The 23,168-nt window shown below is 53.1% G+C and carries 22 protein-coding genes; 13 read left to right on the top strand and 9 right to left on the bottom strand.

The features are described 5' to 3' along the window. Positions 1-42: 42 nt before the first annotated feature. Together lrp and PMPD1_RS08360 are read right to left on the bottom strand one after the other, a co-directional pair. Positions 43-537 carry a leucine-responsive transcriptional regulator Lrp gene (gene lrp / locus PMPD1_RS08365; RefSeq protein ID WP_017347019.1) on the bottom strand — a complete coding sequence of 165 codons (495 nt, stop codon included), beginning with the start codon at positions 535-537 and terminating at the stop codon, positions 43-45. Between the two features lie 237 nt (positions 538-774). Beyond that, entirely contained in the window at positions 775-1,014 is a 240-nt protein-coding gene (locus PMPD1_RS08360; RefSeq protein ID WP_173633599.1) for a hypothetical protein, read from the bottom strand. Positions 1,015-1,062: 48 nt separating this feature from the next. Here PMPD1_RS08360 and trxB point away from each other — a divergent pair, with 48 nt between their 5' ends. The 5 genes from trxB to infA all read left to right on the top strand — a co-directional run bounded on the left by trxB (position 1,063) and on the right by infA (position 6,981). Continuing rightward, a complete protein-coding gene (trxB, locus tag PMPD1_RS08355; protein WP_173633598.1) occupies positions 1,063-2,031 on the top strand; it encodes a thioredoxin-disulfide reductase in 969 nt (322 codons plus the stop codon). 155 nt (positions 2,032-2,186) lie between these two features. Further along, positions 2,187-3,956, top strand: a complete 1,770-nt coding sequence (gene cydD / locus PMPD1_RS08350) for a heme ABC transporter permease/ATP-binding protein CydD (RefSeq protein WP_173633597.1) — start codon at positions 2,187-2,189, stop codon at positions 3,954-3,956. Further along, complete coding sequence (gene cydC / locus PMPD1_RS08345; RefSeq protein ID WP_173636157.1) at positions 3,956-5,686, top strand: heme ABC transporter ATP-binding protein/permease CydC; 1,731 nt, start codon at positions 3,956-3,958, stop codon at positions 5,684-5,686. The genes cydD and cydC overlap by 1 nt, the downstream gene beginning before the upstream one ends. A gap of 32 nt (positions 5,687-5,718) precedes the next feature. Further along, positions 5,719-6,411 (top strand): leucyl/phenylalanyl-tRNA--protein transferase, encoded by a 693-nt coding sequence (gene aat / locus PMPD1_RS08340; RefSeq protein WP_173633596.1) that lies wholly within the window; start codon positions 5,719-5,721, stop codon positions 6,409-6,411. Positions 6,412-6,762: 351 nt separating this feature from the next. Then, on the top strand, positions 6,763-6,981 hold the full coding sequence (gene infA / locus PMPD1_RS08335; RefSeq protein WP_002211347.1) for a translation initiation factor IF-1: 219 nt from the start codon (positions 6,763-6,765) through the stop codon (positions 6,979-6,981). 80 nt (positions 6,982-7,061) lie between these two features. Here infA and PMPD1_RS08330 read toward each other — a convergent pair whose 3' ends face one another. Next, positions 7,062-7,835, bottom strand: coding sequence for an SDR family NAD(P)-dependent oxidoreductase (locus tag PMPD1_RS08330; protein WP_173633595.1), 774 nt, complete (start codon positions 7,833-7,835; stop codon positions 7,062-7,064). Between the two features lie 145 nt (positions 7,836-7,980). Between PMPD1_RS08330 and PMPD1_RS08325 the strand changes: the two genes are divergently transcribed. Next, the gene (locus PMPD1_RS08325; protein ID WP_173633594.1) at positions 7,981-8,865 is read left to right on the top strand and encodes an AraC family transcriptional regulator; all 885 of its coding nucleotides are present in this window, start codon (positions 7,981-7,983) and stop codon (positions 8,863-8,865) included. A gap of 57 nt (positions 8,866-8,922) precedes the next feature. On the opposite strand, the gene clpA is transcribed toward PMPD1_RS08325, so the two are convergent. Both clpA and clpS read right to left on the bottom strand, forming a co-directional pair. Beyond that, positions 8,923-11,199 (bottom strand): ATP-dependent Clp protease ATP-binding subunit ClpA, encoded by a 2,277-nt coding sequence (gene clpA / locus PMPD1_RS08320; RefSeq protein ID WP_173633593.1) that lies wholly within the window; start codon positions 11,197-11,199, stop codon positions 8,923-8,925. A gap of 56 nt (positions 11,200-11,255) precedes the next feature. Beyond that, positions 11,256-11,576: an ATP-dependent Clp protease adapter ClpS gene (clpS, locus tag PMPD1_RS08315; protein WP_173633592.1), complete on the bottom strand. Its 321-nt coding sequence runs from the start codon at positions 11,574-11,576 to the stop codon at positions 11,256-11,258. A gap of 324 nt (positions 11,577-11,900) precedes the next feature. Here clpS and cspD point away from each other — a divergent pair, with 324 nt between their 5' ends. Further along, on the top strand, positions 11,901-12,128 hold the full coding sequence (cspD, locus tag PMPD1_RS08310) for a cold shock-like protein CspD (protein WP_173633591.1): 228 nt from the start codon (positions 11,901-11,903) through the stop codon (positions 12,126-12,128). Between the two features lie 130 nt (positions 12,129-12,258). Here the strand turns inward: cspD and PMPD1_RS08305 are convergent, their stop codons facing one another. Next, positions 12,259-13,926: an ATP-dependent nuclease gene (locus PMPD1_RS08305; protein ID WP_173633590.1), complete on the bottom strand. Its 1,668-nt coding sequence runs from the start codon at positions 13,924-13,926 to the stop codon at positions 12,259-12,261. Between the two features lie 140 nt (positions 13,927-14,066). Between PMPD1_RS08305 and PMPD1_RS08300 the strand changes: the two genes are divergently transcribed. The 3 genes from PMPD1_RS08300 (at position 14,067) to hcr (ending at position 17,716) form a co-directional block, all read left to right on the top strand. Then, entirely contained in the window at positions 14,067-14,966 is a 900-nt protein-coding gene (locus tag PMPD1_RS08300) for a LysO family transporter (protein ID WP_173633589.1), read from the top strand. Positions 14,967-15,084: 118 nt separating this feature from the next. Continuing rightward, positions 15,085-16,737 (top strand): hydroxylamine reductase, encoded by a 1,653-nt coding sequence (hcp, locus tag PMPD1_RS08295; RefSeq protein WP_173633588.1) that lies wholly within the window; start codon positions 15,085-15,087, stop codon positions 16,735-16,737. Between the two features lie 10 nt (positions 16,738-16,747). Then, complete coding sequence (hcr, locus tag PMPD1_RS08290) at positions 16,748-17,716, top strand: NADH oxidoreductase (RefSeq protein WP_173633587.1); 969 nt, start codon at positions 16,748-16,750, stop codon at positions 17,714-17,716. A gap of 51 nt (positions 17,717-17,767) precedes the next feature. Here hcr and PMPD1_RS08285 read toward each other — a convergent pair whose 3' ends face one another. Next, a complete protein-coding gene (locus PMPD1_RS08285) occupies positions 17,768-18,274 on the bottom strand; it encodes a DUF1543 domain-containing protein (protein WP_173633586.1) in 507 nt (168 codons plus the stop codon). Between the two features lie 186 nt (positions 18,275-18,460). On the opposite strand from PMPD1_RS08285, the gene poxB reads away from it, so the two are divergent. Together poxB and ltaE are read left to right on the top strand one after the other, a co-directional pair. After that, the gene (gene poxB, locus PMPD1_RS08280) at positions 18,461-20,179 is read left to right on the top strand and encodes a ubiquinone-dependent pyruvate dehydrogenase (protein ID WP_173633585.1); all 1,719 of its coding nucleotides are present in this window, start codon (positions 18,461-18,463) and stop codon (positions 20,177-20,179) included. 57 nt (positions 20,180-20,236) lie between these two features. Further along, entirely contained in the window at positions 20,237-21,241 is a 1,005-nt protein-coding gene (gene ltaE, locus PMPD1_RS08275; RefSeq protein ID WP_173633584.1) for a low-specificity L-threonine aldolase, read from the top strand. A gap of 39 nt (positions 21,242-21,280) precedes the next feature. Here ltaE and PMPD1_RS08270 read toward each other — a convergent pair whose 3' ends face one another. Then, entirely contained in the window at positions 21,281-22,108 is an 828-nt protein-coding gene (locus PMPD1_RS08270) for an N-acetylmuramoyl-L-alanine amidase (RefSeq protein ID WP_173633583.1), read from the bottom strand. Continuing rightward, positions 22,108-22,428 (bottom strand): heavy metal-binding domain-containing protein, encoded by a 321-nt coding sequence (locus PMPD1_RS08265; protein WP_173633582.1) that lies wholly within the window; start codon positions 22,426-22,428, stop codon positions 22,108-22,110. The genes PMPD1_RS08270 and PMPD1_RS08265 overlap by 1 nt, the downstream gene beginning before the upstream one ends. Before the next feature lie 114 nt (positions 22,429-22,542). On the opposite strand from PMPD1_RS08265, the gene PMPD1_RS08260 reads away from it, so the two are divergent. Next, on the top strand, positions 22,543-23,085 hold the full coding sequence (locus tag PMPD1_RS08260) for a lipoprotein (protein ID WP_173633581.1): 543 nt from the start codon (positions 22,543-22,545) through the stop codon (positions 23,083-23,085). Positions 23,086-23,168 lie beyond the last annotated feature (83 nt).

Below are 23,168 nucleotides of genomic sequence, written 5' to 3'. Positions count from 1 at the left end.
AGGAGTGTATCGAAAACTATCAGGTTTTGCACCTGCCCTGTGTTAGCGCGTTTTTATCACTAAGCGATTACTTTGTTTCACTTCTTCCATGACAACATAGGTACGCGTATCGTTCACGCCGGGCAGACGTAGCAAGGTTTCGCCCAACAGCTTACGGTAAGCGGACATATCCGGTACACGCGTTTTCAGCAGATAGTCAAAATCACCTGAAACTAAGTGACACTCTTGAGTTTCCTCAAGTTTTTGCACAGCGGCGTTAAATTGTTCAAACACATCCGGCGCGCCACGATTCAGAGTAATCTCAACAAACACCAACAGTGAAGCATCCAAATAGTGCGGATTTAACAGCGCGGTGTAGCCCAGAATAAAACCCTGACGCTCCAAACGACGTACGCGCTCTAAACATGGCGTAGGAGATAGCCCAACCCGTTTGGAAAGTTCCACGTTGGAAATGCGCCCATCCTTTTGCAATTCATTCAGAATATTTCTATCGATTCTGTCGAGGTCTTTACCGGGGCGTTTTTTATTGTCTACCATTATTATTGTCTCTCTTAATTCCTTCCCTTTACCTGCCATACCCTGAACCTATTCACTGTGCAGGGTCATTTAAGTGAAGACATAGCGCCTGTTGCGGTTTAAAGCGCCCATCCGTATGACGCATGCTGTCTGTCCACACCATGCGTCATGACAAATGTCAGACTGAGTTTATTTTCGGCTGAATAGGCAAAACAGCATATGAAACGCTGCCTTTACCGCCAAAATACTCTCTGCTTCCTACAATGTTTTCGCAAAAGCGCAGCCGATTGTCAAAGTAAAACAACCAAAATCAGTACAACATGCCAGATTGATTGCTGCGTCGCTGTTTTTTAATGGATATTTTTCATCTGTTGCACCATGAAAACCCATTTCTACGCCCTGTTTTAGCGCAGCGGCAATCGCCCTGCCTTGATTATCGGTCAAACCTCTTACATCGATTGTTAACAAAATTGCCCGGCCCTTTTTTTGCGTCTTCAAATTCCCTACAATCGCCGTTATGTTTGCCAGTAAACAACTGAGGATCTCATGGGCACGGCTAAACACAGTAAATTATTGATTCTGGGCTCCGGTCCGGCAGGCTATACCGCCGCCGTTTACGCTGCACGCGCCAATCTCAACCCGGTGCTGGTTACCGGGCTGGAAAAAGGCGGTCAGCTCACTACCACTACCGATGTCGAGAACTGGCCAGGCGATCCGAGCGATCTGACCGGCCCGCTGCTGATGGAACGTATGCATGAGCACGCGGTAAAATTTAATACCGAAATCATTTTCGACCATATCCACACGGTGGATCTGCAAAACCGTCCATTCCGTCTGGTGGGCGATAGCGGCGAATACACCGCCGATGCGCTGATCATTGCCACCGGCGCCTCTGCACGCTATTTAGGGCTGCCATCAGAAGAAGCGTTTAAAGGTAAAGGCGTCTCGGCCTGCGCCACTTGTGACGGTTTCTTTTATCGCCAGCAGAAAGTGGCTGTGATTGGTGGCGGTAATACGGCGGTCGAAGAAGCGCTTTACCTGGCGAATATCGCCGCTGAAGTGCATCTCATCCACCGCCGTGACAATTTCCGCGCCGAAAAAATCTTGATCGACCGCCTGATGGAAAAGGTGAATAACGGCAATATCGTGTTGCATACGCATCGTACGCTTGAAGAAGTCGTGGGCGACCAGATGGGTGTCACCGGCGTGCGCCTGCGTTCAACTCAGGAACCAGAGCAGATTGAGCAATTAGAGGTGGCCGGGTTGTTTATCGCCATTGGTCACAGCCCGAACACCGCTATTTTCCAGGGGCAATTAGAACTGGAAAATGGCTATATCAAAGTCCAGTCCGGCTTGCAGGGCAACGCCACGCAAACCAGCATCCCAGGCGTATTCGCGGCTGGCGATGTGATGGATCACACTTATCGGCAAGCCATTACTTCCGCCGGCACCGGCTGTATGGCGGCGCTGGATGCCGAGCGCTATCTGGACGGATTGGTTAAAAACGATAAGTAAATTGTTAATAACCTGATCTTATTTATTCGAGGCGACAGTTCAACTGTCGCCTTTTTTCTTTCCCGCATGTTACATTGCCCAAGCCCCAAATTAGCTGACCTCATGGCAATGCCGCCCTGGCTGCCAGTTTCGTTTTTCTTAAAGAACGGCAACTGATGAACAAAACGCGTCAACAAGAACTTACCCGCTGGCTACGAGCACAAAGCACACACGCTCGTCGCTGGCTGCGCCTCTCTTCTTTGCTCGGCCTCATGAGCGCTCTGTTAATTATTGCGCAAGCTTGGCTATTGGCGAGGTTATTGCAGCAATTGATTGTCGTGCACCAACCGCGTGAGCAGTTGTACGGTGATTTTTTAGCGCTGCTCCTGTGTTTCGTTATCCGCGCACTGATCGGTATTGCCCGTGAACGCGTAGGATTCCGTGCAGGTCAGCAAATCAGGCGCACGCTACGCGCCGCGGTGCTGGACCGTTTGAACACGCTGGGCCCGGCATGGATCCAGGGCAAACCCGCCGGCAGTTGGGCGACGCTGCTACTCGAACAAATTGAAGATATGCAGGACTATTACGCGCGTTATCTTCCACAAATGTCGTTAGCCACCTTGGTCCCGGCGTTTATTTTAGTCGCCCTGCTGCCGATTAACTGGGCCGCAGCACTGATCTTACTGGTTACCGCACCGCTGATTCCGTTATTTATGGCGCTGGTCGGAATGGGCGCCGCGGATGCCAACCGCCGCAACTTTCTTGCGCTCTCACGGCTAAGCGGTGATTTTCTTGACCGATTGCGCGGCATGGAAGTGTTACGGCTGTTCTGGCGCGCGAAGGCCGAAACTGCAAGCATCGGTGCCTCATCAGAAGAGTTTCGCCGCCGTACCATGGATGTGCTGCGCCTGGCTTTCCTCTCCTCGGCGGTGCTGGAGTTTTTCGCCTCACTTTCTATCGCCTTTGTGGCGGTCTACTTTGGTTTTTCCTATTTAGGCGAATTCCATTTCGGGCATTACGGTCATGGCGTTACCCTATTCGCGGGCTTCCTTGCATTGATTCTGGCACCAGAATTCTTCCAGCCATTACGTGACCTCGGTACCTTTTATCATGCGAAAGCGCAGGCTGTGGGTGCTGCCGATGCTTTGCAAACCTTTCTGCATCATTCGGCGAATCAACCACGGCAGTCTGGTGAGCAGCCGATTGCGCCTGAGGCGGCATTAACTATTGATGCCGACGCACTGGTGATTATCGCGCCCAATGGAACGGTGCTCGCGGGTCCGCTCACCTTCCACTTGCCTGCCGGAAAACGCGTCGCGCTAGTAGGACAAAGCGGCGCGGGCAAAACCTCGTTATTGCAAGCGCTGTTGGGTTTTCTGCCTTATCAGGGCTCATTAAAGGTAAACGGGGTCGAATTACGTGAACTGCATCAGCAAGACTGGCATCGTCTGGTTGCATGGGTGGGGCAAAATCCCCATTTACCGGGATCGACCCTGCGCGAAAATATTCTTAGCGGAACAGCAGCCAGCGAGATACAGCTCCAACAGGTGATTGAAGACGCGGGAGTTGATGAGTTTCTTGATCGTTTACCGGCGGGTTTGGAAAGCATGATGGACGATGGCGCAGCGCAACTTTCCGTCGGCCAGGCACAACGTATCGCCGTCGCCAGAGCGTTGCTAAAACCGGCAAAACTGTTACTGCTTGATGAGCCTGGCGCCAGTCTTGACGCCGACAGCGAAAATCGGGTCACCGCAGCATTGCTGCAAGCTTCTTATCGACACACTACCCTGTTGGTTACCCACCAACTTGATCGCTTAGCCGAGTGGGATGAAATTTGGGTTATGCGTGACGGTCAATTACTTGAGCAGGGAACGTATGCACAGTTGGCGGCCTCCTCCGGCGCATTCGCCGCCTTGCTGGCGCAGCGACAGGGAGCAATAAAATGATGCCGACATTACGCCCTTTTTTACGTCTCTATCGCCGTCATATCTGGCGTTTATCGTTAGGTATTGTGTTAGCGATACTCACCTTATTAGCCAGTATCGGATTGTTAACGCTCTCCGGATGGTTTCTTGCCGCCTCTTCGCTGGCCGGGATCGCCGGTTTATATAGCTTCAACTATATGCTACCAGCCGCTGGCGTGCGCGGCGCGGCCATTGTCCGTACCGCGGCACGTTATTTCGAGCGGTTGGTTAGCCATGACGGTACGTTTCGGGTACTGCAACATCTGCGCGTGTTTACCTTTAGTAAACTACTGCCGCTCTCCCCTGCGGGTATTGCTCGTTTCCGTCAGGGGGATTTGTTAAACCGTTTTGTCGCCGATGTCGACACGCTCGATCATCTCTATCTGCGCGTGATCTCGCCACTAATCGGTGCTTTGGTGGTCATCCTCTGCGTTACCGTCGGGTTAAGCTGGCTGGACGTTCATCTGGCCTTAACCCTTGGCGGCATTATGCTGCTCACGTTGTTAGTCCTGCCTCCGCTGTTTTATCGCGCCGGACGACCGACGGGCGAAGCAATGACGACTGAACGGGCCAGCTATCGCCTGGCGCTTACCCGCTGGTTACAGGGCCATGCCGAGTTAACCTTGTATGGCAACGAAAAGGCGTGGCGGGCACGGCTGGATGAGAATGAGCAGCGCTGGCAAACGGCCCAGCGCCAGCAAGCGAATCTCACCGCTTTATCACAAGGCGTGATGTTGCTGATTAGCGGCCTCACGGTCACCCTTGTGCTATGGCTGAGCGCTGGCGGTGTTGGCGATGCTTCTACGCCTGACGCGTTAATTGCGCTGTTTGTTTTCTGCGCCCTGGCAGCTTTTGAATCATTAGCGCCGGTTAGCGGCGCGTTCCAGCATTTGGGGCAGGTTATTGCCTCCGCACAACGCGTGGCGGAAGTGATTGATCACTCGCCGCAAGTGACCTTTCCAGCCACGTCATCGGCGGTGCGCCACGGCGCAACAGTAGAAGTGAACAACGTCACTTTTCGCTATGACAAAGCACTCTCCCCGGCGCTGAATGACATCAGTTTACGTATCGCCAATGGCGAAAAAGTGGCGCTGCTCGGGCGTACCGGATGCGGTAAAACCACCCTGCTACAACTATTGACTCGTGCCTGGGATCCACAACAGGGTGAGATTTCATTAAACCAGTTGCCCTTGGCGCAATGGGACGAAGCCTCGCTACGTGCGCAGATCAGTGTGGTCAGCCAGCGTGTCCATCTGTTCAGCCGCACGCTGCGCGATAATTTACGGCTTGCCGCGCCCGAAAGTAGCGACCAACACCTTAGCGCCGTACTTCGCCAGGTTGGGCTCGACAAGCTCCTGGATAACCATGAAGGACTGAATGCATGGCTGGGTGAAGGTGGTCGTCAGCTTTCCGGCGGCGAACTGCGCCGGCTGGCTATTGCCCGCGCACTGCTGCATAACGGTGCGTTAATGCTGCTGGATGAACCCACCGAAGGGCTCGATGCGCAGACAGAGCGTCAAATCCTGGCACTGTTGCAGGAGGTCACGCGCGACAAAACCGTCATTGTGGTCACCCATCGCTTGCAAGGTATGGAAAATATGGACCGTATCTATGTAATGGATCAGGGGAAAATTATCGAGCAAGGCACCCACCCTACGTTACTCGCAAAACGTGGGCGCTATTGGTATTTTCAACAGCGCGTTACGCTATAGTTTTGACGACAGAGTTAAGTGAGTAATCCACCATGCGATTGTTCCAGCTAAGCCGCGAATCGGTAAATTTTCCACCGCCGGAGATGGCGCTACGCGAACCTAACGGTTTATTAGCGATGGGCGGCGATCTGAGCCCGGCGCGTTTACTCAACGCTTATCAGCGCGGTATCTTCCCGTGGTTTTCAGCAGGCGATCCGATTTTATGGTGGTCACCCGACCCACGCGCCGTATTGTTACCACACGAGTTCCATCTCAGCCGCAGTATGCAGCGTTTCCACCGCAAATCGCCCTATCGGGTTACGTTAAACCACGCGTTCGCCGAGGTTGTTGAAGGCTGCGCCAATCAACGGGATGAAGGCACCTGGATTACGCCTGAAGTGAAACGCGCATGGCGTAATCTCGCCGAAATGGGCCATGCGCAGTCGATTGAGGTCTGGCTAAACCAGCAATTGGTTGGCGGCATGTATGGCATGGCGCTGGGACAGATTTTTTGCGGAGAATCAATGTTTAGCCGCGCCAGTAATGCCTCAAAAACGGCACTGCTGGTATTTAGCCGCTACTTTCAACAACACGGCGGTCAGTTGATTGATTGCCAGATTTTAAACCCGCATACCGCCTCTCTGGGCGCAAAAGAGATCGCCCGCGTCGATTATCTGCACTGGGTAAACCAGTTGGCTCACCAGGCCGTTTCTGCTGATTGCTGGCACAGACAGACGCTTTTTTAATGACGAAACGATGTTTTATGCGCATTAGCGGTCAATAGTGGTATAATAAATGCGTTTGGTATGTCGTCCGCTTATCGCCATTGTGCAAGCCGGAATTACCAGGCTGAGAATCTTAACGCACCTTCAGGACCGTTTTAATCGTGCGAATGAAGCCGGTTTCAACAGGTTCTTAGCCCGAAATTCTCCCCGCTGACGTCAATTACTCCAAAGTAAAAATGCTTACTCAGCTTGCGTGTGATACGCGAAGCGCACGTAAGCGCTGGTGAAATCACCAACAATTCTTTACATAATACGTGGAATTCGGCATTATCTTGCCGGTTCAAAACTAAGGTAGTCCACCCAGAGGATTCGATGGCCAAAGAAGACAATATTGAAATGCAAGGTACCGTACTTGATACGTTACCTAACACCATGTTCCGCGTGGAATTAGAAAACGGGCACGTGGTTACCGCTCATATCTCCGGTAAAATGCGCAAAAACTATATCCGCATCCTGACGGGCGACAAAGTCACTGTAGAGCTGACCCCGTACGACCTGAGCAAAGGCCGCATTGTCTTCCGTAGTCGCTAAGTTACCGCTATTCTGCGGCTGAAGATACGCAACCCTGCCGCACATCAACAAGGCCGGAATTCCGGCCTCTGTTTTTGCTGTTAAATACACATCCCGCCGGAAACCTCGATCCGCTGCGCATTTACCCAACGGTTTTCCTCCATCAGCAATGAGGCAATCATAGGGCCAATATCGTCAGGTAACCCCACCCGCCCTAATGCCGTTAAGCTGGCAACCTGCTGATTGATTTCCGGATTATCCCTCACCATACCGCCGCTAAAATCCGTCGCCACCGCACCCGGCGCCACCGTATTGACCGCAATCCCACGCGGCCCCAGCTCTTTTGCCAAATAGCGCGTCAATACCTCAACCGCGCCTTTCATCGCGCCATACGCCGCGCTGCCAGGATAAATAATCCGCGTTAGCCCTGATGAGATATTAACTATCCGACCACCATCATTAATTAACGGCAACAGCTTCTGAGTGAGGAAAAAAACGCCTTTAAAATGCACCTGATACAGGCTATCCAACGCCTCTTCGGTCACCTGATCAAAGGGCGCATGATGCGATATGCCCGCATTATTGATCAAGTAATCAAAACCTGCCGCGCCCCATTGCGCTAACGCCTGCTCAACCTGCCCGACAAAGAGGCTAAATCCGCCGGTAATACCGGTATCTAAAGGTAATGCGATGGCTTTCGCGCCTAACGCTTCAACCTGGCGAACGGTTTCAGCAGCTTCCGTCTGATTTCGTTGATAAGTGATAATCGTGTCCACCCCGCGGCGGGCGAGGTTAACGGCGCTGCTCCGTCCCAGCCCACGGCTTCCTCCGGTGATAATCGCGATTTTGTGTGATGTGTGAGTTGACGATGACATGACCTTCTCCTGAGTTCTGAACAGAATCATCAGCATAAAGCCCAAAAGTCAGGTTATGAATGCCTTAACTCGGCATTTTCTTGCCTAATCCTACTCGCCTGGTTATAACTTCTCCCATGTTCCGACCATTGCAGGAAGAGAGGCTGTGCTACAAACCTTGGTTGATACTGTCAGGCGCTACACCGAGCGTAGCGCAGGCGAGAACCCTTATATTACTGCTATCGAGGGGCTAACGATTTTACGCTCCGATCATGAGAAATCCCCTTCTCATTTGATTTTTAAGCCCTCGCTGTGCGTGGTGTTGCAGGGCGCAAAATCGACCCGTTTCGGTAGCCGACAGTTCGATTACCATGCGGGGCAGGCGCTAATTGTTAGTGTGGAGATGCCAGCGTTCAGCCGGGTAACGCTGGCGAGCCCTGAGCAACCCTATCTGGGGCTGGTGATCGAGCTTGATCAGGCAATAATGAGTGAGATTAGCCTTCAGTGCGGCATTTCTGCCTCCGCTACGCGCCCTGCCTCACCGTCAGTTTTACTCACTGAGTTTGCCGGGCCGTTGACAGAGTGCGTATTGCGAATGGTTCGGCTATTAGAAACTCCGCAGGCCATTGCGACACTGGCGCCGATGATCATGCGTGAAATCGCGTACTGGCTGCTGCATGGCCCCGAAGGCGCTGAGGTGGCGCGTATCATGCTGGGCAATGACCATACTCAACGCGTTGTTAAAGCCATCCACTCTCTGCGCGATAATTTCAGGAAAAAGATACGTATTGAAGAACTGGCGCTGATCGCCCAATTAAGTCCGTCCGCTTTCCACCGACAATTTAAGACACTGACATCACTGACGCCGTTACAATATCAAAAAAAGCTGCGCTTACTGGAAGCCCGTCATCTATTGCTGTCCGGCGAAAATAATGCGGAAACCACCGCCTTTCACGTTGGCTATGAAAGCCCCTCGCAATTCAGTCGTGAATACCATCGGATGTTCGGGCTGTCCCCGCGGCAAGACAGAGTCAAAAAAGACGCACGCTAAATAATCGGCAAAAAAATCCCGGCGCGGAAGCCGGGATTTTTCATCAACACGCGTTAGTTAGTGTACCGTTCCTTCCGCTTTGCGCTTTTCCGCGCTCAGGAAGTGGTATGTGAGCTGGTTCTTCTCTTTATCCAGCCCGACGGAAACCGAACCACCATCCACTAACGAACCAAATAACAGTTCATTCGCCAACGGTTTCTTCAGGTTTTCCTGCACGGCTCGCGCCATTGGACGTGCGCCCATCGCTTTGTCATAGCCTTTTTCTGCCAGCCAGGCACGCGCCTCATCGCTAACTTCCAGCGAGACACCCTTCGCATCCAACTGTGCCTGCAATTCGACAATGAACTTGTCGACCACCTGATGGATAACCTCTGGCGACAGATGGCTAAACCAAATGATATTGTCCAGGCGGTTGCGGAACTCCGGCGTGAAGATCTTCTTGATCTCCTCCATCGCATCGGTGCTATTATCCTGCTGAATCAAGCCGATAGATTTACGTTCGGTTTCACGCACGCCAGCGTTGGTGGTCATCACCAACACCACGTTACGGAAATCAGCTTTGCGGCCGTTGTTATCGGTCAACATACCGTTATCCATTACCTGTAACAGTAGGTTGAACACATCCGGATGCGCTTTTTCAATTTCATCCAGCAGCACGACGGCATGAGGATGCTTGATCACCGCATCGGTCAGCAATCCACCCTGGTCGAAGCCCACGTAGCCCGGAGGCGCACCAATCAAGCGGCTAACCGTATGACGCTCCATATATTCGGACATATCGAAACGCAGCAGTTCAATGCCCAGCGCTTTCGCCAATTGAACCGTGACTTCCGTTTTACCCACCCCGGTCGGGCCGGCAAACAGGAAAGAACCGACCGGTTTACGGTCTTGCCCCAGCCCTGCGCGGCTCATCTTGATGGCTTCAGTCAGCGCTTCAATGGCGTTATCCTGCCCGAATACCAGCATTTTCAGACGCTCGCCGAGCGTTTTTAACGTATCGCGATCGGTTGCCGAGACGCTTTTCTCCGGAATACGTGCAATACGAGCCACCACCGTTTCAATATCGGCGACATTGACGGTTTTCTTCCGTTTGCTGACCGGCATCAAGCGACTACGCGCGCCCGCTTCATCAATAACGTCAATCGCTTTATCCGGCAGGTGGCGATCGTTGATATATTTCACCGCCAGCTCTACCGCCGCACGAACCGCTTTTGCGGTATAACGCACATCGTGATGCGCTTCATACTTGGTTTTCAAGCCATTCAGGATCTGCACCGTTTCATCAATAGAGGGCTCGGTGATGTCGATCTTCTGAAAACGCCGCGCCAGTGCACGATCCTTTTCAAAAATATTGCTGAACTCCTGATAAGTGGTCGAACCCATCACGCGGATCTTGCCGCTGGATAACAGAGGTTTGATCAGATTGGCGGCGTCAACCTGCCCACCTGATGCGGCGCCCGCGCCAATGATAGTATGAATCTCATCAATAAACAGGATGCTGTTATTATCCTGTTCCAACTGTTTTAACAGCGCCTTGAAACGTTTTTCAAAGTCACCGCGATATTTAGTGCCCGCCAGCAGCGAACCGATATCCAGTGAGTAAATCGTACACTCTTTCATCACTTCAGGGACATCGCCCTGAACGATACGCCAGGCCAGCCCTTCAGCAATAGCGGTTTTCCCTACGCCGGACTCGCCCACCAACAACGGGTTGTTTTTACGTCGACGGCACAGAACCTGGATAGCGCGTTCCAGCTCCCGGTCGCGACCGATCAGCGGGTCAATACCGCCGACGCGAGCAAGCTGGTTAAGATTGGTGGTGAAGTTTTCCATACGATCCTCCCCGCCTGCTTGCTCTTCATTAACCGGATTTTCGGTGCCGGGCGCCTGACCAGACTCGTCTTTACGCGTACCGTGGGAGATAAAGTTCACCACATCGAGACGGCTAACTTCATGTTTACGTAGCAGATAAGCAGCCTGGGATTCCTGTTCGCTGAAAATGGCCACCAGTACATTCGCGCCGGAAACTTCGCTGCGCCCGGATGACTGGACGTGGAATACCGCGCGCTGCAATACACGCTGGAAGCTGAGCGTGGGTTGCGTATCACGCTCCTCTTCAGACGCTGGCAGCACCGGCGTAGTTTGTTCGATGAAGGCTTCGAGCTCCTGACGCAGAGCCACAATATCCACCGTACAGGCTTCCAGTGCCTCTCTGGCCGACGGGTTACTGAGCAAAGCCAGTAACAGATGCTCGACGGTCATAAACTCATGACGGTGCTCACGCGCTCTGGCGAAAGCCATATTTAAACTGAGTTCCAGTTCTTGATTGAGCATTAGGCACCTCCCCCAATTATCGCCCTACAGATCGTACCCGGATGGCACAATGCCGATCAGGCTTTTTCCAGCGTACACAGCAACGGATGCTCATGTTCCCTGGCGTATCGGTTCACATGCGCGACTTTGGTTTCCGCCACTTCAGCAGTGAACACACCGCAAATCGCCTTCCCTTGGTAGTGAACCGTAAGCATCAGTTGCGTTGCACGTTCAACATCATAAGAAAAGAACTTTTGCAGAACGTCAATAACAAATTCCATAGGTGTGTAATCGTCATTGTTGAGTATAACTTTATACATCGAAGGTGGCTTTAAACCTTCGCGCAGTTTCTCATCTGCAACATGTTCAAAGTTAAGCCAATCGTTGTTGTTTCCCATAGTAATCCGTGGTTATTCTGCGTTGCGGGCTGACAGCACAATAGTATGCCATACCCTCAGTTTAACACGCCGATCCGCATGGCGCGGACGCGTTAAAATTTATTCGAAAAAAACCGATCGCGACCGCCATCACAAAATTCGCAATAGCGTTAACTGCTTCAAATTTTGATGATTTTCTCGCCGCCCGTGCAGGCCATTTGCTTGACGCTAAGACCTTTTTCTCTACATTCTACTCACACAAGCTGATCGAGTTTTAAGCGATTTGGCTCACAGCTTAATTTACCTCACCTACTTATTAAAACGTCTTGCGAGGGATGTAGAAGCATGGAGACGGGTACTGTTAAATGGTTCAACAACGCCAAGGGCTTTGGTTTTATCTGCCCGGTTGGCGGTGGCGAGGATATCTTCGCGCACTACTCCACGATTCAGATGGAGGGGTACAGAACGTTGAAAGCCGGGCAACAAGTCCAGTTTGATGTGCATCAGGGCCCTAAAGGCAATCACGCCAGCCTGATCGTCCCGGTGGAAACCGCAGCGGTCGCCACTGTCTGACGTGCTCCTTATGCGTTCTGTACAACCCGATTAAAAAATGCCAGCCACCGTTGCTGGCATTTTTATACATCTCTTTATGTTTGGCTATGTCAGTTATATTTGGGGCCTTTCACGCTTTTCAACCCCTGCGCTAATCCGCTTTACCACGCGCCAACCATAAAACCTGACCAAACATTTGACGCAGCAACGGCGGTATAGATTCAATCCCCCGCTCTGCCGCATCCATTGCCACGGTAATTGCCAACTCCGGCTTGGATGAACGCTGAATCGCCTTAGTAATAATACGTCGCATATTCATGGGTACGTTTACCGGCACGTGCGCTACCCGATGGTAGACATCGCTAAACCCTTGTCGATAAAGAAAATGTTCCATATCCAATGCGGGCAATACCGTCAGATGGCGGCGCTCATCGTCCGCTGAATCCTGCAGCAAACCACGCGTGGTGGCGGCGTATTTTTTCCCCGCTTCATCGCCATCGGTCAGAACATGCCATTCAATCCCCATCCGCTGGGCAAATTTTAATAGTGGCCGTAAGCCTGCCTGGGCAAATTCAATCACCTTAATCCCTTCCGCTTCGAAACGGTAACCGCACTGCCGCGCCAGCTCATTCATGACCCAGACTTCGGTTTCTCCTTCGACTAATAACCAGCAACGGGCAAAGAGCGCCGACGGGCGATTAACGCGAATATGAAACGCAATACGCCGGCTCTCCTCCTGGCTCATGCCCGCCGGCCCAATGCGCCAGGTTGCCACCCGATTCGGTTCGCGTACCAGCCGACAAACCTGCTCAACCGGAACCTGAGACAGCAGCTCACTGGAGTTAGTGGTGGCAATCTTTTGCAACGGCAATAACTCCAGCAGTTCCCACGCCACCGAGAGCATAATCGGATGCAGACGTGTTTCAGGATCTTCTACCAATAATAACGGTCGGGCATCCGGATCGAGACGCTGCGCGCCACGCGCCTGAACCAACAGTGCAAACATGCGCAGCACTATCAGTTGGCGACTGCGGCTATCGGCGTTTGCAATTAACTGGTTGATGTTACCCAGATAGCGCCAGCCATGCCGCGAATCACGCGACGTTGACACCGCCCGCACTCTCGGTTCAACCCCCGGCGACGATTGAACGGAAAAATAGTGTTCCAGTAATTGCTGCATAGTCAGCAGCCCCTGCCGTAGCGCGGTATCGGTAAGGTTTTGCGGGCGGGTGACCAAGTCTCGCGTCAGTGCATTAATCTCATCGGTTAATTTCCCCAATGTTTCAACGCTGTGTGCCGTAGGGGTCTCCTGCCGTAAGCGATGGTTAAAGCGCGCATCACGTAAACGCAATACCGGGAACAGACGCATTAAGGTTCTCACCTGCTGTTCTGAGGCCTGCTCACTCAACGGCTCACCATCAGTACGCAGAAAACGGCGTAGGGTCACGACCTGCTGTTGGGGATTTATCCGCCCTTCTACCTGATAAAAAATTCGTCGTACCCCGTCAGTACCTTGCTGCCAAAGCAGTGATAAGGTTGCATCGCCTGATATCCGCTGGTGATCACGCGGCTCTTCGCGAAAGGTAAACCGCAGAGTCAGATGATCGCCATGCCCGTTTTGGTTACCGGGTGGGAAGTGGAAATCATGGCGCGTGAACAGATACAACGTCTCTTGCGGCGTTAGCATTAGCGTTAAAGCATCTAGCAGGCTGGATTTCCCCCAGGCATTTTCGCCAATCAGGACATTACTTTCCGTGAGCGACAGCGACAAACGGTTGATGCCGCGAAAGCCCACAATTTCTATCTGCTCCAGCATCATAGTGGCTCAATCCTCTGTTTTTTCTGAGCATGACGGCTCAGCCTGGCGCTTTCAAGCACCCTGCGATAACAACGCTTTACTGAACATACTTTTTTGGATAGCGTGTCGCCACTTTTCTTTGACAAGGATGCGTATACGCCATGTATTCAGGCTTATTGATTATTATTCTGCCGCTCATCGTGGGTTATTTAATTCCCCTCCGGCAACCGACCTTACTGCGCCTGATTAACCGGCTGCTTAGCGGCATGGTCTACGTCATTCTGTTTTTTATGGGCATCAGCCTCGCCTTTCTCGATAACCTCAGTAGCAATCTGCTGGCGATTTTTCATTACGCCATCGTGAGTGTTATTGTCATTCTCGGCTGCAATCTGTTCGCATTACGCCTGCTGGAAAAGCGCCTGCCGTGGACCTGGCAGCATACACAGGAAAAGCTACCTTCACGCCTACATATGGCGCTGGAATCGCTAAAGCTGCTGGGTGTGGTTATCGTGGGTTTTCTGCTCGGATTAACCGCCTGGCCGCCGCTCCACTTTGCTGCGCGCGCCAGTGAATATGCGCTACTTCTGCTGCTGCTATTGGTTGGCTTACAATTACGCGGCAGCGGTATGACGCTGCGCCAAATCATGCTCAATCGCCGTGGCATGATGGTCGCCATCGTGGTGTGTTTCAGCGCATTAGTGGGTGGCGGGTTGGCTGCATTACTGCTTGGTCTACCGCTGAAAACCGGTCTGGCGTTAGCCAGCGGTTACGGCTGGTATTCGCTTTCCGGTATCCTGATGACCGAGTCATTCGGGCCGGTTATTGGCAGCGCGGCGTTTTTCAACGACCTGCTGCGCGAATTACTGGCAATAATGCTAATCCCAAGCCTGATCCGCCAACATCGCTCCAGTGCGCTAGGGTTGTGTGGCGCCACGTCGATGGATTTCACTCTGCCGGTCTTACAACGCTCCGGCGGTATCGAAATTGTCCCGGCCGCCATTGTGCATGGCTTCGCCCTTAGCCTGGTGGCACCGATTCTGATCGCGTTATTTTCCTCCTAACCCCTGCGCATTTGAGATAGATCAAAAATACCTTGAGTTTCTGTTCCGACTACTTTCCAAGTAGCGGAACAACTCATAGCATTAAGTTGCATTTAAAATACAACTTAAGGTCGTTATCATGTTTTGTGTGCAATGTGAGCAAACTATTCGAACCCCGGCAGGCAACGGTTGTGCTTATGCACAGGGAATGTGCGGGAAAACCGCCGAGACATCCGATCTACAGGATCTACTTATCGCTGCTCTTCAGGGCCTCTCCGCATGGGCGATAGCAGCACGTAAGCTCGGAATTATTATCCATGAGGTGGATAACTTTGCGCCGCGTGCCTTCTTCTCAACGCTGACCAATGTCAACTTCGATTCACCACGTATTGTCGGTTACGCCCGTCAAGCCATTACCATGCGCGAGCAGTTAAAAGCGCTCTGTCAGGAAAAAGATGCGCAGATGAAAGTTGAGCATCCGATGGCAGCGCTTGAACTGGTCAGCAATGATCTCGGCGAACTCCAGCGCCAGGCTGAGAGCTTTACGCCAAACCGGGATAAAGCCGCAATTGGCGAAAATATTTTAGGGCTGCGTCTACTGTGTTTATATGGCCTAAAAGGTGCGGCCGCCTATATGGAACATGCGCATGTACTGGGCCAGTACGATAATGACATTTATGCGCAATATCATAAGATTATGGCGTGGCTCGGCACCTGGCCTGCGGATATGAACGCGTTGTTGGACTGCGCGATGGAAATTGGCCAGATGAACTTCAAAGTGATGGCGATCCTTGATGCTGGCGAAACCACTGCTTACGGTCATCCAACGCCAACCCAGGTAAACGTTAAAGCGGTAGCCGGTAAATGCGTGCTGATTTCTGGTCACGACCTGAAAGATCTCTACTATCTTTTGCAACAAACCGAGGGCACCGGCGTCAACGTGTATACCCACGGCGAAATGTTACCGGCGCACGGTTACCCGGAATTACGCAAATTTAAGCATCTGGTCGGCAACTATGGCAGCGGCTGGCAAAATCAACAGGTTGAATTCGCCCGCTTCCCGGGGCCGATTATTATGACCTCCAACTGCATCATCGACCCCACTGTTGGCGCGTATGACCAGCGTATTTGGACCCGTAGCATCGTTGGCTGGCCGGGCGTCAATCACCTGGAAGGCGACGATTTCACCGCAGTGATCGAACAAGCTAAATCGATGGGCGGCTTCCCGTACAGTGAAATCGAACATTTGATCACCGTTGGCTTCGGGCGCCAAACCTTATTAGGCGCGGCAGATAGCCTGATTGACTTAGTGAGCCGTGAAAAGTTACGGCATATTTTCTTGATCGGCGGCTGTGACGGCGCGCGTGGCGAACGTAACTACTTTACGGATTTTGCAACCAGCGTACCGGACGACTGTCTGATTCTGACGCTGGCCTGCGGTAAGTATCGCTTCAATAAACTGGATTTCGGCGCTATCGAAGGCTTACCGCGTTTAATCGATGCGGGTCAGTGCAACGACTCTTATTCGGCAATTATACTGGCGGTCACCCTGGCGGAAAAATTGGGTTGCGGCGTCAACGATCTACCGCTGTCACTGGTCCTCTCCTGGTTCGAACAGAAAGCCATCGTGGTGCTATTGACCCTGCTATCGCTCGGCGTCAAAAACATCGTCACCGGCCCGACTGCGCCCGGCTTCTTCACGCCAGACTTATTAGCGGTGCTGAATGAGAAATTCGGCCTGCGTCAGGTAACCGAGGTTGAAAACGATATGCAGCAGTTACTGAGCGCCTAAGGAGCAAACCATGACCATGCCAACTCCACAGTGCCCGTGGCGCATGCAAGTCCATCATATTAAGCAAGAAACGCCGGATGTCTGGACGCTGTCACTTATTTGTCACGACGCGTACTCTTATCGCGCCGGGCAGTATGCGCTGGTAAGCATCCGCAATACGGCAGAGACATTACGCGCCTACACGCTCTCCTCAACGCCGGGAGTCAGCGAATATATCACGCTGACGGTTCGTCGCCTTGAAGGCGGCGTGGGTTCCGAATGGTTAACACAAGATGTAAAGCGTGGCGATTATCTTTGGCTGTCCGATGCACAAGGGGAATTCACCTGCGATAACCAAACTAACCATCGCTTCTTGCTACTGGCGGCAGGCTGTGGCGTCACGCCAATCATGTCAATGCGTCGCTGGCTGGCAAAACACCGTCCGGACGCCGACGTACAGGTTATTTTCAACGTTCGTTCGCCGCAGGATGTGATTTTCGCGGAAGAGTGGCGTCACTACCCCGTCACGTTGGTGGCGGAAAATAATGCCACACACGGCTTTCTGGCCGGGCGACTGACGCGTCGCCTTCTCGAATCGGTACCCGATCTGGCAATGCGCACCGTGATGACCTGCGGACCCGCCGCTTATATGGCGTGGGTGGAAGAGCAAATCGGTGCGTTGGGCGTCACGCATTTCTTTAAAGAAAAATTCTTTACGCCGGTCGCGCCTGCGGCGAGCAGCGGTCTGAAAATTGAGACCCTGCAACCGGTACGCGAATTCTATGCGCCGGTAGGCAGCACATTGCTAGAAGCGTTAGAAAGTAACCAGGTGCCGGTCGCTGCCGCCTGCCGCGCTGGAGTGTGTGGCTGCTGTAAAACCAAAGTCATCTCCGGCCAATATACCGTCAGTAGCACGATGACGTTAACCGACCAAGAGGTTGCCGAAGGGTATGTACTGGCTTGCTCCTGCCATCCGGCGAGTGACATGGTTCTGGCCTAAACTGAAACGCCCCGCAAAACGGGGCGTTTTTCCACCGGGCACCGTGTGCGGTTATGCGATACCAATCGGCTGATAACCTTGCCATTCCGGCTGAAAACGCTGACCATTTGCATCAGGCGTCAGGTGAATATAACGATCCCCAACGCGTTCCAGCAGAATACAATCATCGACCTCTTTCAGGTTGTCTTTATGCTGTTGCGATGTGCCGACCAGCAAGGAAGCCAGCGCCTTCTGTTTGGCCTCCTGCGCCCCATCCGCCACGAACAAATCAAAAGCGTGTAACTCAGCCAGGCTATCCGGGCGGTAGCCCCCGGCATTAACGAAAAACAGCTTTTTCCCCGCGGTTGGTGGCTGCTCTGACAGCGTGACCGCGTACCCATCCGCCCAAGTGATACGCGCATAGCCGTCGATATGGATTTTATCCGCATCGCCAAACCACGCTTCACGTAACGCAGGCCAGGCATCTTGCGCATTTTCCGCCGCCACAAACTGAATGTCATGAACCTCAATATTTGATTTTCCGGCGTTACCGCCGACATAAAACATAAATAAAAACACGCGATGATTCTCCTTCGTCAACCGGCAATAAACGCGCCAACCAGGTAAGCGCTATATAATAATCCACATAACGCAGTATTTCGCCTCCCTCAACCCTGCGTACTTTTTCCTGACGCAGAATACCGCTAACTTAACCAACTACGCTAAGCTTGTAGGCATTATCACAGATGAGGAGATGGACAACCGATGAAACAAACCGTTGCTGCTTATATCGCGAAAACCCTTGAACAGGCGGGCGTCAAACGCATTTGGGGCGTTACTGGTGACTCACTGAATGGGCTGAGCGACAGCCTTAATCGTATGGGCACCATTGAGTGGATGTCGACGCGTCATGAAGAAGTCGCCGCGTTTGCCGCCGGCGCCGAAGCGCAGTTAACCGGCGAACTGGCGGTGTGTGCTGGCTCATGCGGGCCGGGTAACTTACATCTGATTAATGGCTTATTTGATTGCCATCGCAACCATGTTCCGGTGGTGGCGATCGCCGCGCATATACCTTCCAGCGAAATTGGTAGCGGCTATTTCCAGGAGACGCATCCGGAGGAGCTGTTTCGCGAATGTAGCCATTATTGCGAACTGGTTTCCAACCCGGAACAAATTCCTCAGGTGTTAGCGGTAGCCTTACGTAAAGCGGTCATTAATCGTGGCGTCTCGGTGATTGTGCTGCCAGGCGATGTGGCGCTGAAACCGGCGCCGGAAAGCGCCAGTTCACACTGGTATTCCGCACCGCGTCCGGTGGTAGTGCCGGAACATGAAGAGCTGAAAAAACTCGCCCAACTGTTACGTTACTCCAGTAATATCGCCCTAATGTGCGGCAGTGGCTGCGCGGGTGCGCACGAAGAACTTCTGCAATTTGCCGCCACGCTGAAAGCGCCAATTGTGCATGCTCTGCGCGGGAAAGAGCATGTGGAATATGATAACCCTTATGATGTGGGTATGACCGGGTTGATTGGTTTTTCCTCTGGTTATCACACCATGATGAATGCAGACACGTTAATTCTGCTCGGCACACAATTCCCTTACCGGGCGTTCTATCCTGAAAGCGCCAAAATTATTCAGATCGACATTAATCCGGGTAGCATTGGTTCACACAGCAAAGTGGATATGGCGCTGATTGGCGACATTAAAGCTACGCTAAGCGCACTGCAACCGCTGCTGGAAGAGAAGACCGACCGCACCTTTCTCGACCGTGCGCTGAAAGATTATAAAAAAGCGCGTGAGGGGCTGGATGAGCTGGCGCAGCCCAGTGAGAAAGCGATCCATCCACAATATCTGGCTCAGCGTATCAGTGACTTTGCCGCTGATGATGCAATATTTACCTGTGATGTCGGTACGCCGACGGTGTGGGCCGCGCGCTATCTGAAAATGAATGGCAAGCGGCGCCTGATTGGCTCGTTTAACCACGGCTCAATGGCGAACGCCATGCCACAAGCGTTAGGCGTAAAAGCCACCGCGCCCGACCGCCAAGTAGTCGCACTGTGCGGCGATGGCGGCTTTAGTATGCTAATGGGTGACTTTTTATCGGTGGCACAAATGAAGCTACCGCTGAAAATCGTGGTGTTTAACAATAGTTCGCTCGGATTTGTGGCGATGGAAATGAAGGCGGGTGGCTACTTAACCGACGGTACCGATCTGCACGGCACTAACTTTGCACGCATTGCCGAAGCCTGTGGGATCACCGGCATTCGCGTAGAGAAGGCCTCAGAGGTCGATACCGCGCTGGAACGGGCTTTCTCGCTGGAAGGGCCAGTATTGGTGGATGTGGTGGTCGCCAAAGACGAATTGGCCATTCCGCCCCAGGTTAAGCTGGAACAAGCCAAAGGCTTTAGCCTCTACATGCTGCGGGCGATTATCAGCGGCCGTGGAGATGAGGTGGTCGATCTGGCGAAAACCAACTGGCTGCGGTAAAACATCACCAGGCATATTTCACGGGCACCTGGCGTGCCCGTTTTTTTGGGAGATCAGATGATCGATTTACGTAGTGATACGGTAACGCGCCCTGGTAAAGCCATGTTAGCGGCGATGATGGCGGCGGAAACAGGTGATGATGTTTACGGCGACGATCCCACCGTCAATGCGCTTGAAGCGCAGGCGGCTAATCTCAGCGGTAAGGAAGCGGCACTGTTTTTGCCAAGCGGTACCCAAGCAAACCTGGTAGCGCTCCTCACCCATTGCCAACGCGGCGATGAATATATCGTTGGTCAGCTAGCGCATAATTATAAATATGAAGCGGGCGGCGCAGCGGTGTTGGGCAGTATTCAGCCGCAACCGATTCTGGCGGCGGCCGATGGTAGCCTACCGCTCGACGTGGTCGAGGCATTTATTAAACCCGACGATATTCACTTCGCACGCACTACCTTATTAAGTCTGGAAAATACCCACAACGGTAAAGTGCTGCCTTTAGCTTATCTTCAGCAGGCGTTTCAGTTTACGCGAGATAAACACCTGGCACTGCATATTGATGGCGCACGCATTTTCAACGCGGCGGTCGCGCTAGGTCTGCCGCTGGAGGCGCTTGCGCGTTATTGTGACTCATTAACAATTTGTCTATCCAAAGGATTGGGCGCGCCAGTCGGGTCGTTACTGTGCGGCAGCGAGGCGTTCATTCAACGCGCCAGACGTTGGCGTAAAATGGTGGGCGGCGGTCTGCGTCAAGCCGGAATTTTGGCTGCGGCGGGCAGCTATGCGCTAAACCATAACGTTGCGCGGTTACAAGAGGATCATGACAATGCCTTCTGGCTGGCAGAACAGCTAAAAAGCCTCGGCGTGGCGGTCACCCGTCAAGATACCAATATGGTGTTCGCACGGCTGCCAGACGAGCAGATAACACCGTTACAAGCCTGGATGAAGCAGCGGGATATTTTAATCAGTACCGGGCCGGTCACCCGGTTGGTAACCCACCTGGATGTCGACCGTCAGGCGTTGGAAACGCTGGTTGGCGAGTGGAAAGCCTTCTTGTCCTCGCGTTGATTATAAACGGCGGGCGGAGCCGCTCTCCGCCACCGTCATTTAATCGCCACTGCCGTACTGCCCGACGAGCGCCTTCGCGATTGCCAGGGTTTCCGCATCGGGCAGACCGCGATAATCACTCGGTCGAAAATGCATCTGGAAAGCGGCAATGACTTTTTGCTGTTGCTCTGGCGTCATCTGCTGGTTAACCGCATAGCCGTAATCCGCCAGCGCATTCAATACCTCCTCTACCGGCACCGATGCCTGTGGATCGCGGCCATCTAGCCAAAACCGCACTCGCGCGGCGTCGGGCCATGCGCCAATCCCCTGCTGCGCCAGCAACGCCCATGGAAATAACGGCCCGGGATCTTGTTTACGCTGTGGCGCGACATCGCTATGCCCGACAATGTTTTGCGGCGCAATGCCATAGCGATGAACAATATCGCGCAGCAGTGGCTGCAACGCGGCAATCTGTGAGGCGCTAAACGGTGCAAAAATGCGTTGCCCTTGCGCGTTACGACGATAGCCGGCATTCACCAGTTCAATGCCCACCGAGGTGTCATTAATGCGCGAAGCGCCGCGCCAAAAGCTCGGCCCCGCATGCCAGGCCAACGCGGCTTCAGGCACCAATTGCCAGACAACCGGCTGGCCCGCATGCTGCGGCGGCTTGGCCGGGATCAGGTAATGTGCGCTGACTTGATTGCCGGTTAGCGTGGTCAGCGACTGCGGAAAATCCTCCGCCGTGTAGTGGATCACCACCATTTTAATACGCGGCTGAGCGCCCTGCGCCGGATGGCGGGTATCGACAACATAGCCTGGGCGTTGTTCAAGGCCGGAGGTAGAGCAGGCAGTCAGCCACAGCGCCAACAGCACAATAATCAGGCGCATCAACGGGTTTTCACCGCCGTACCGCTGACGCTCACCATCAGCATGGTGTTATCCTTACCGACCGTTTCATAATCGATATCAATCCCCACCACGGCATCGGCGCCCAGTGCTTTGGCTTGCGCTTCAAGCTCTTCAAATGCCACATGGCGCGCTTTACGCAGCTCTTTCTCATAGGCGCCGGAGCGGCCGCCGACGATATCGCGAATGCCGGCAAAAAAATCGCGAAAAATATTTGCGCCAAGGATCGCCTCGCCGGTGACCACCCCGCAATATTCGGTAATCGGTTGTCCTTCAAGCGTTGGGGTCGTGGAAAATTTCATCCTGAGTCTCCTTAAATATAACGTCGCGACAGCGGTTTAGCCCGAGAGGTTAAAAACCCTGTCTATACTTTATGCTAAAAACAAGCCTTGCCAGTTAACCATAAGGAAATTGAGATGAAAAACAAAGCGTTTGCCGCGTTATTACCGGCTGCGTTACTGTTGAGCGCCTGTACAACAGTCCAACCGGCCTACAAAGACATCGGCACCCGCACCTCACCGTGCGTTGACGGTGGCCCGGATACCGTGGCGCAGAAGTTTTATGATCTGCGTACCGCCCAGCCGACCCAGGGATTGCCGGACGCGCAGCTACTGGCAAAATATCGCCCTTACCTGAGCGATAAACTCTATCAATCCTTACTGAAAGCCAATACCGAAACCAATAAGCATACCGCGCTACAGTCTGGCGACGTCTTTTCCAGTCTGAAAGAGGGGCCGACTTCCGCCGACGTGGCGGACGCTTCTACCATTCCTAATACCGACGCGCGTAATATTCCGTTGCGCGTTAACCTGAGCCGGGACGGAAATAAGAAAGTGGAGTGGCAGGATGAGGTGCTGATGGTGCGCGAAGGCACCTGTTGGGCAGTGGACGATGTGCGTTATGTCGCCAGTTGGGCGCACCCCAATGGCGGTTCACTGAGCCAAGCGCTGGAAAATTAATCACGCTGACGGCGCGCCATGGAGTGATGGCGCGCCGGTTATCGCACATTCAGGAAAAATTACCCGCGCTTTCCCCGTCAATT

Origin of the sequence: Paramixta manurensis (assembly GCF_013285385.1) — a bacterium.
Taxonomy (GTDB): domain Bacteria; phylum Pseudomonadota; class Gammaproteobacteria; order Enterobacterales; family Enterobacteriaceae; genus Paramixta; species Paramixta manurensis.
This window is presented reverse-complemented; position numbering and strand designations above follow the sequence as displayed.

Bases quoted from the DNA above. Each gene is read 5' to 3' on its own strand.
- PMPD1_RS08260 (WP_173633581.1), top strand. From the start codon at position 22,543: ATGAAAAACAAAGCGTTTGCCGCGTTATTACCGGCTGCGTTACTGTTG.
- hcp (WP_173633588.1), top strand. From the start codon at position 15,085: ATGTTTTGTGTGCAATGTGAGCAAACTATTCGAACCCCGGCAGGCAAC.
- trxB (WP_173633598.1), top strand. From the start codon at position 1,063: ATGGGCACGGCTAAACACAGTAAATTATTGATTCTGGGCTCCGGTCCG.
- lrp (WP_017347019.1), bottom strand. From the start codon at position 537: ATGGTAGACAATAAAAAACGCCCCGGTAAAGACCTCGACAGAATCGAT.
- PMPD1_RS08330 (WP_173633595.1), bottom strand. From the start codon at position 7,835: ATGTCATCGTCAACTCACACATCACACAAAATCGCGATTATCACCGGA.
- cydC (WP_173636157.1), top strand. From the start codon at position 3,956: ATGCCGACATTACGCCCTTTTTTACGTCTCTATCGCCGTCATATCTGG.
- PMPD1_RS08265 (WP_173633582.1), bottom strand. From the start codon at position 22,428: ATGAAATTTTCCACGACCCCAACGCTTGAAGGACAACCGATTACCGAA.
- clpS (WP_173633592.1), bottom strand. From the start codon at position 11,576: ATGGGAAACAACAACGATTGGCTTAACTTTGAACATGTTGCAGATGAG.
- clpA (WP_173633593.1), bottom strand. From the start codon at position 11,199: ATGCTCAATCAAGAACTGGAACTCAGTTTAAATATGGCTTTCGCCAGA.
- PMPD1_RS08300 (WP_173633589.1), top strand. From the start codon at position 14,067: ATGTATTCAGGCTTATTGATTATTATTCTGCCGCTCATCGTGGGTTAT.
- poxB (WP_173633585.1), top strand. From the start codon at position 18,461: ATGAAACAAACCGTTGCTGCTTATATCGCGAAAACCCTTGAACAGGCG.
- ltaE (WP_173633584.1), top strand. From the start codon at position 20,237: ATGATCGATTTACGTAGTGATACGGTAACGCGCCCTGGTAAAGCCATG.
- aat (WP_173633596.1), top strand. From the start codon at position 5,719: ATGCGATTGTTCCAGCTAAGCCGCGAATCGGTAAATTTTCCACCGCCG.
- PMPD1_RS08305 (WP_173633590.1), bottom strand. From the start codon at position 13,926: ATGATGCTGGAGCAGATAGAAATTGTGGGCTTTCGCGGCATCAACCGT.
- hcr (WP_173633587.1), top strand. From the start codon at position 16,748: ATGACCATGCCAACTCCACAGTGCCCGTGGCGCATGCAAGTCCATCAT.
- cspD (WP_173633591.1), top strand. From the start codon at position 11,901: ATGGAGACGGGTACTGTTAAATGGTTCAACAACGCCAAGGGCTTTGGT.
- infA (WP_002211347.1), top strand. From the start codon at position 6,763: ATGGCCAAAGAAGACAATATTGAAATGCAAGGTACCGTACTTGATACG.
- PMPD1_RS08270 (WP_173633583.1), bottom strand. From the start codon at position 22,108: ATGCGCCTGATTATTGTGCTGTTGGCGCTGTGGCTGACTGCCTGCTCT.
- cydD (WP_173633597.1), top strand. From the start codon at position 2,187: ATGAACAAAACGCGTCAACAAGAACTTACCCGCTGGCTACGAGCACAA.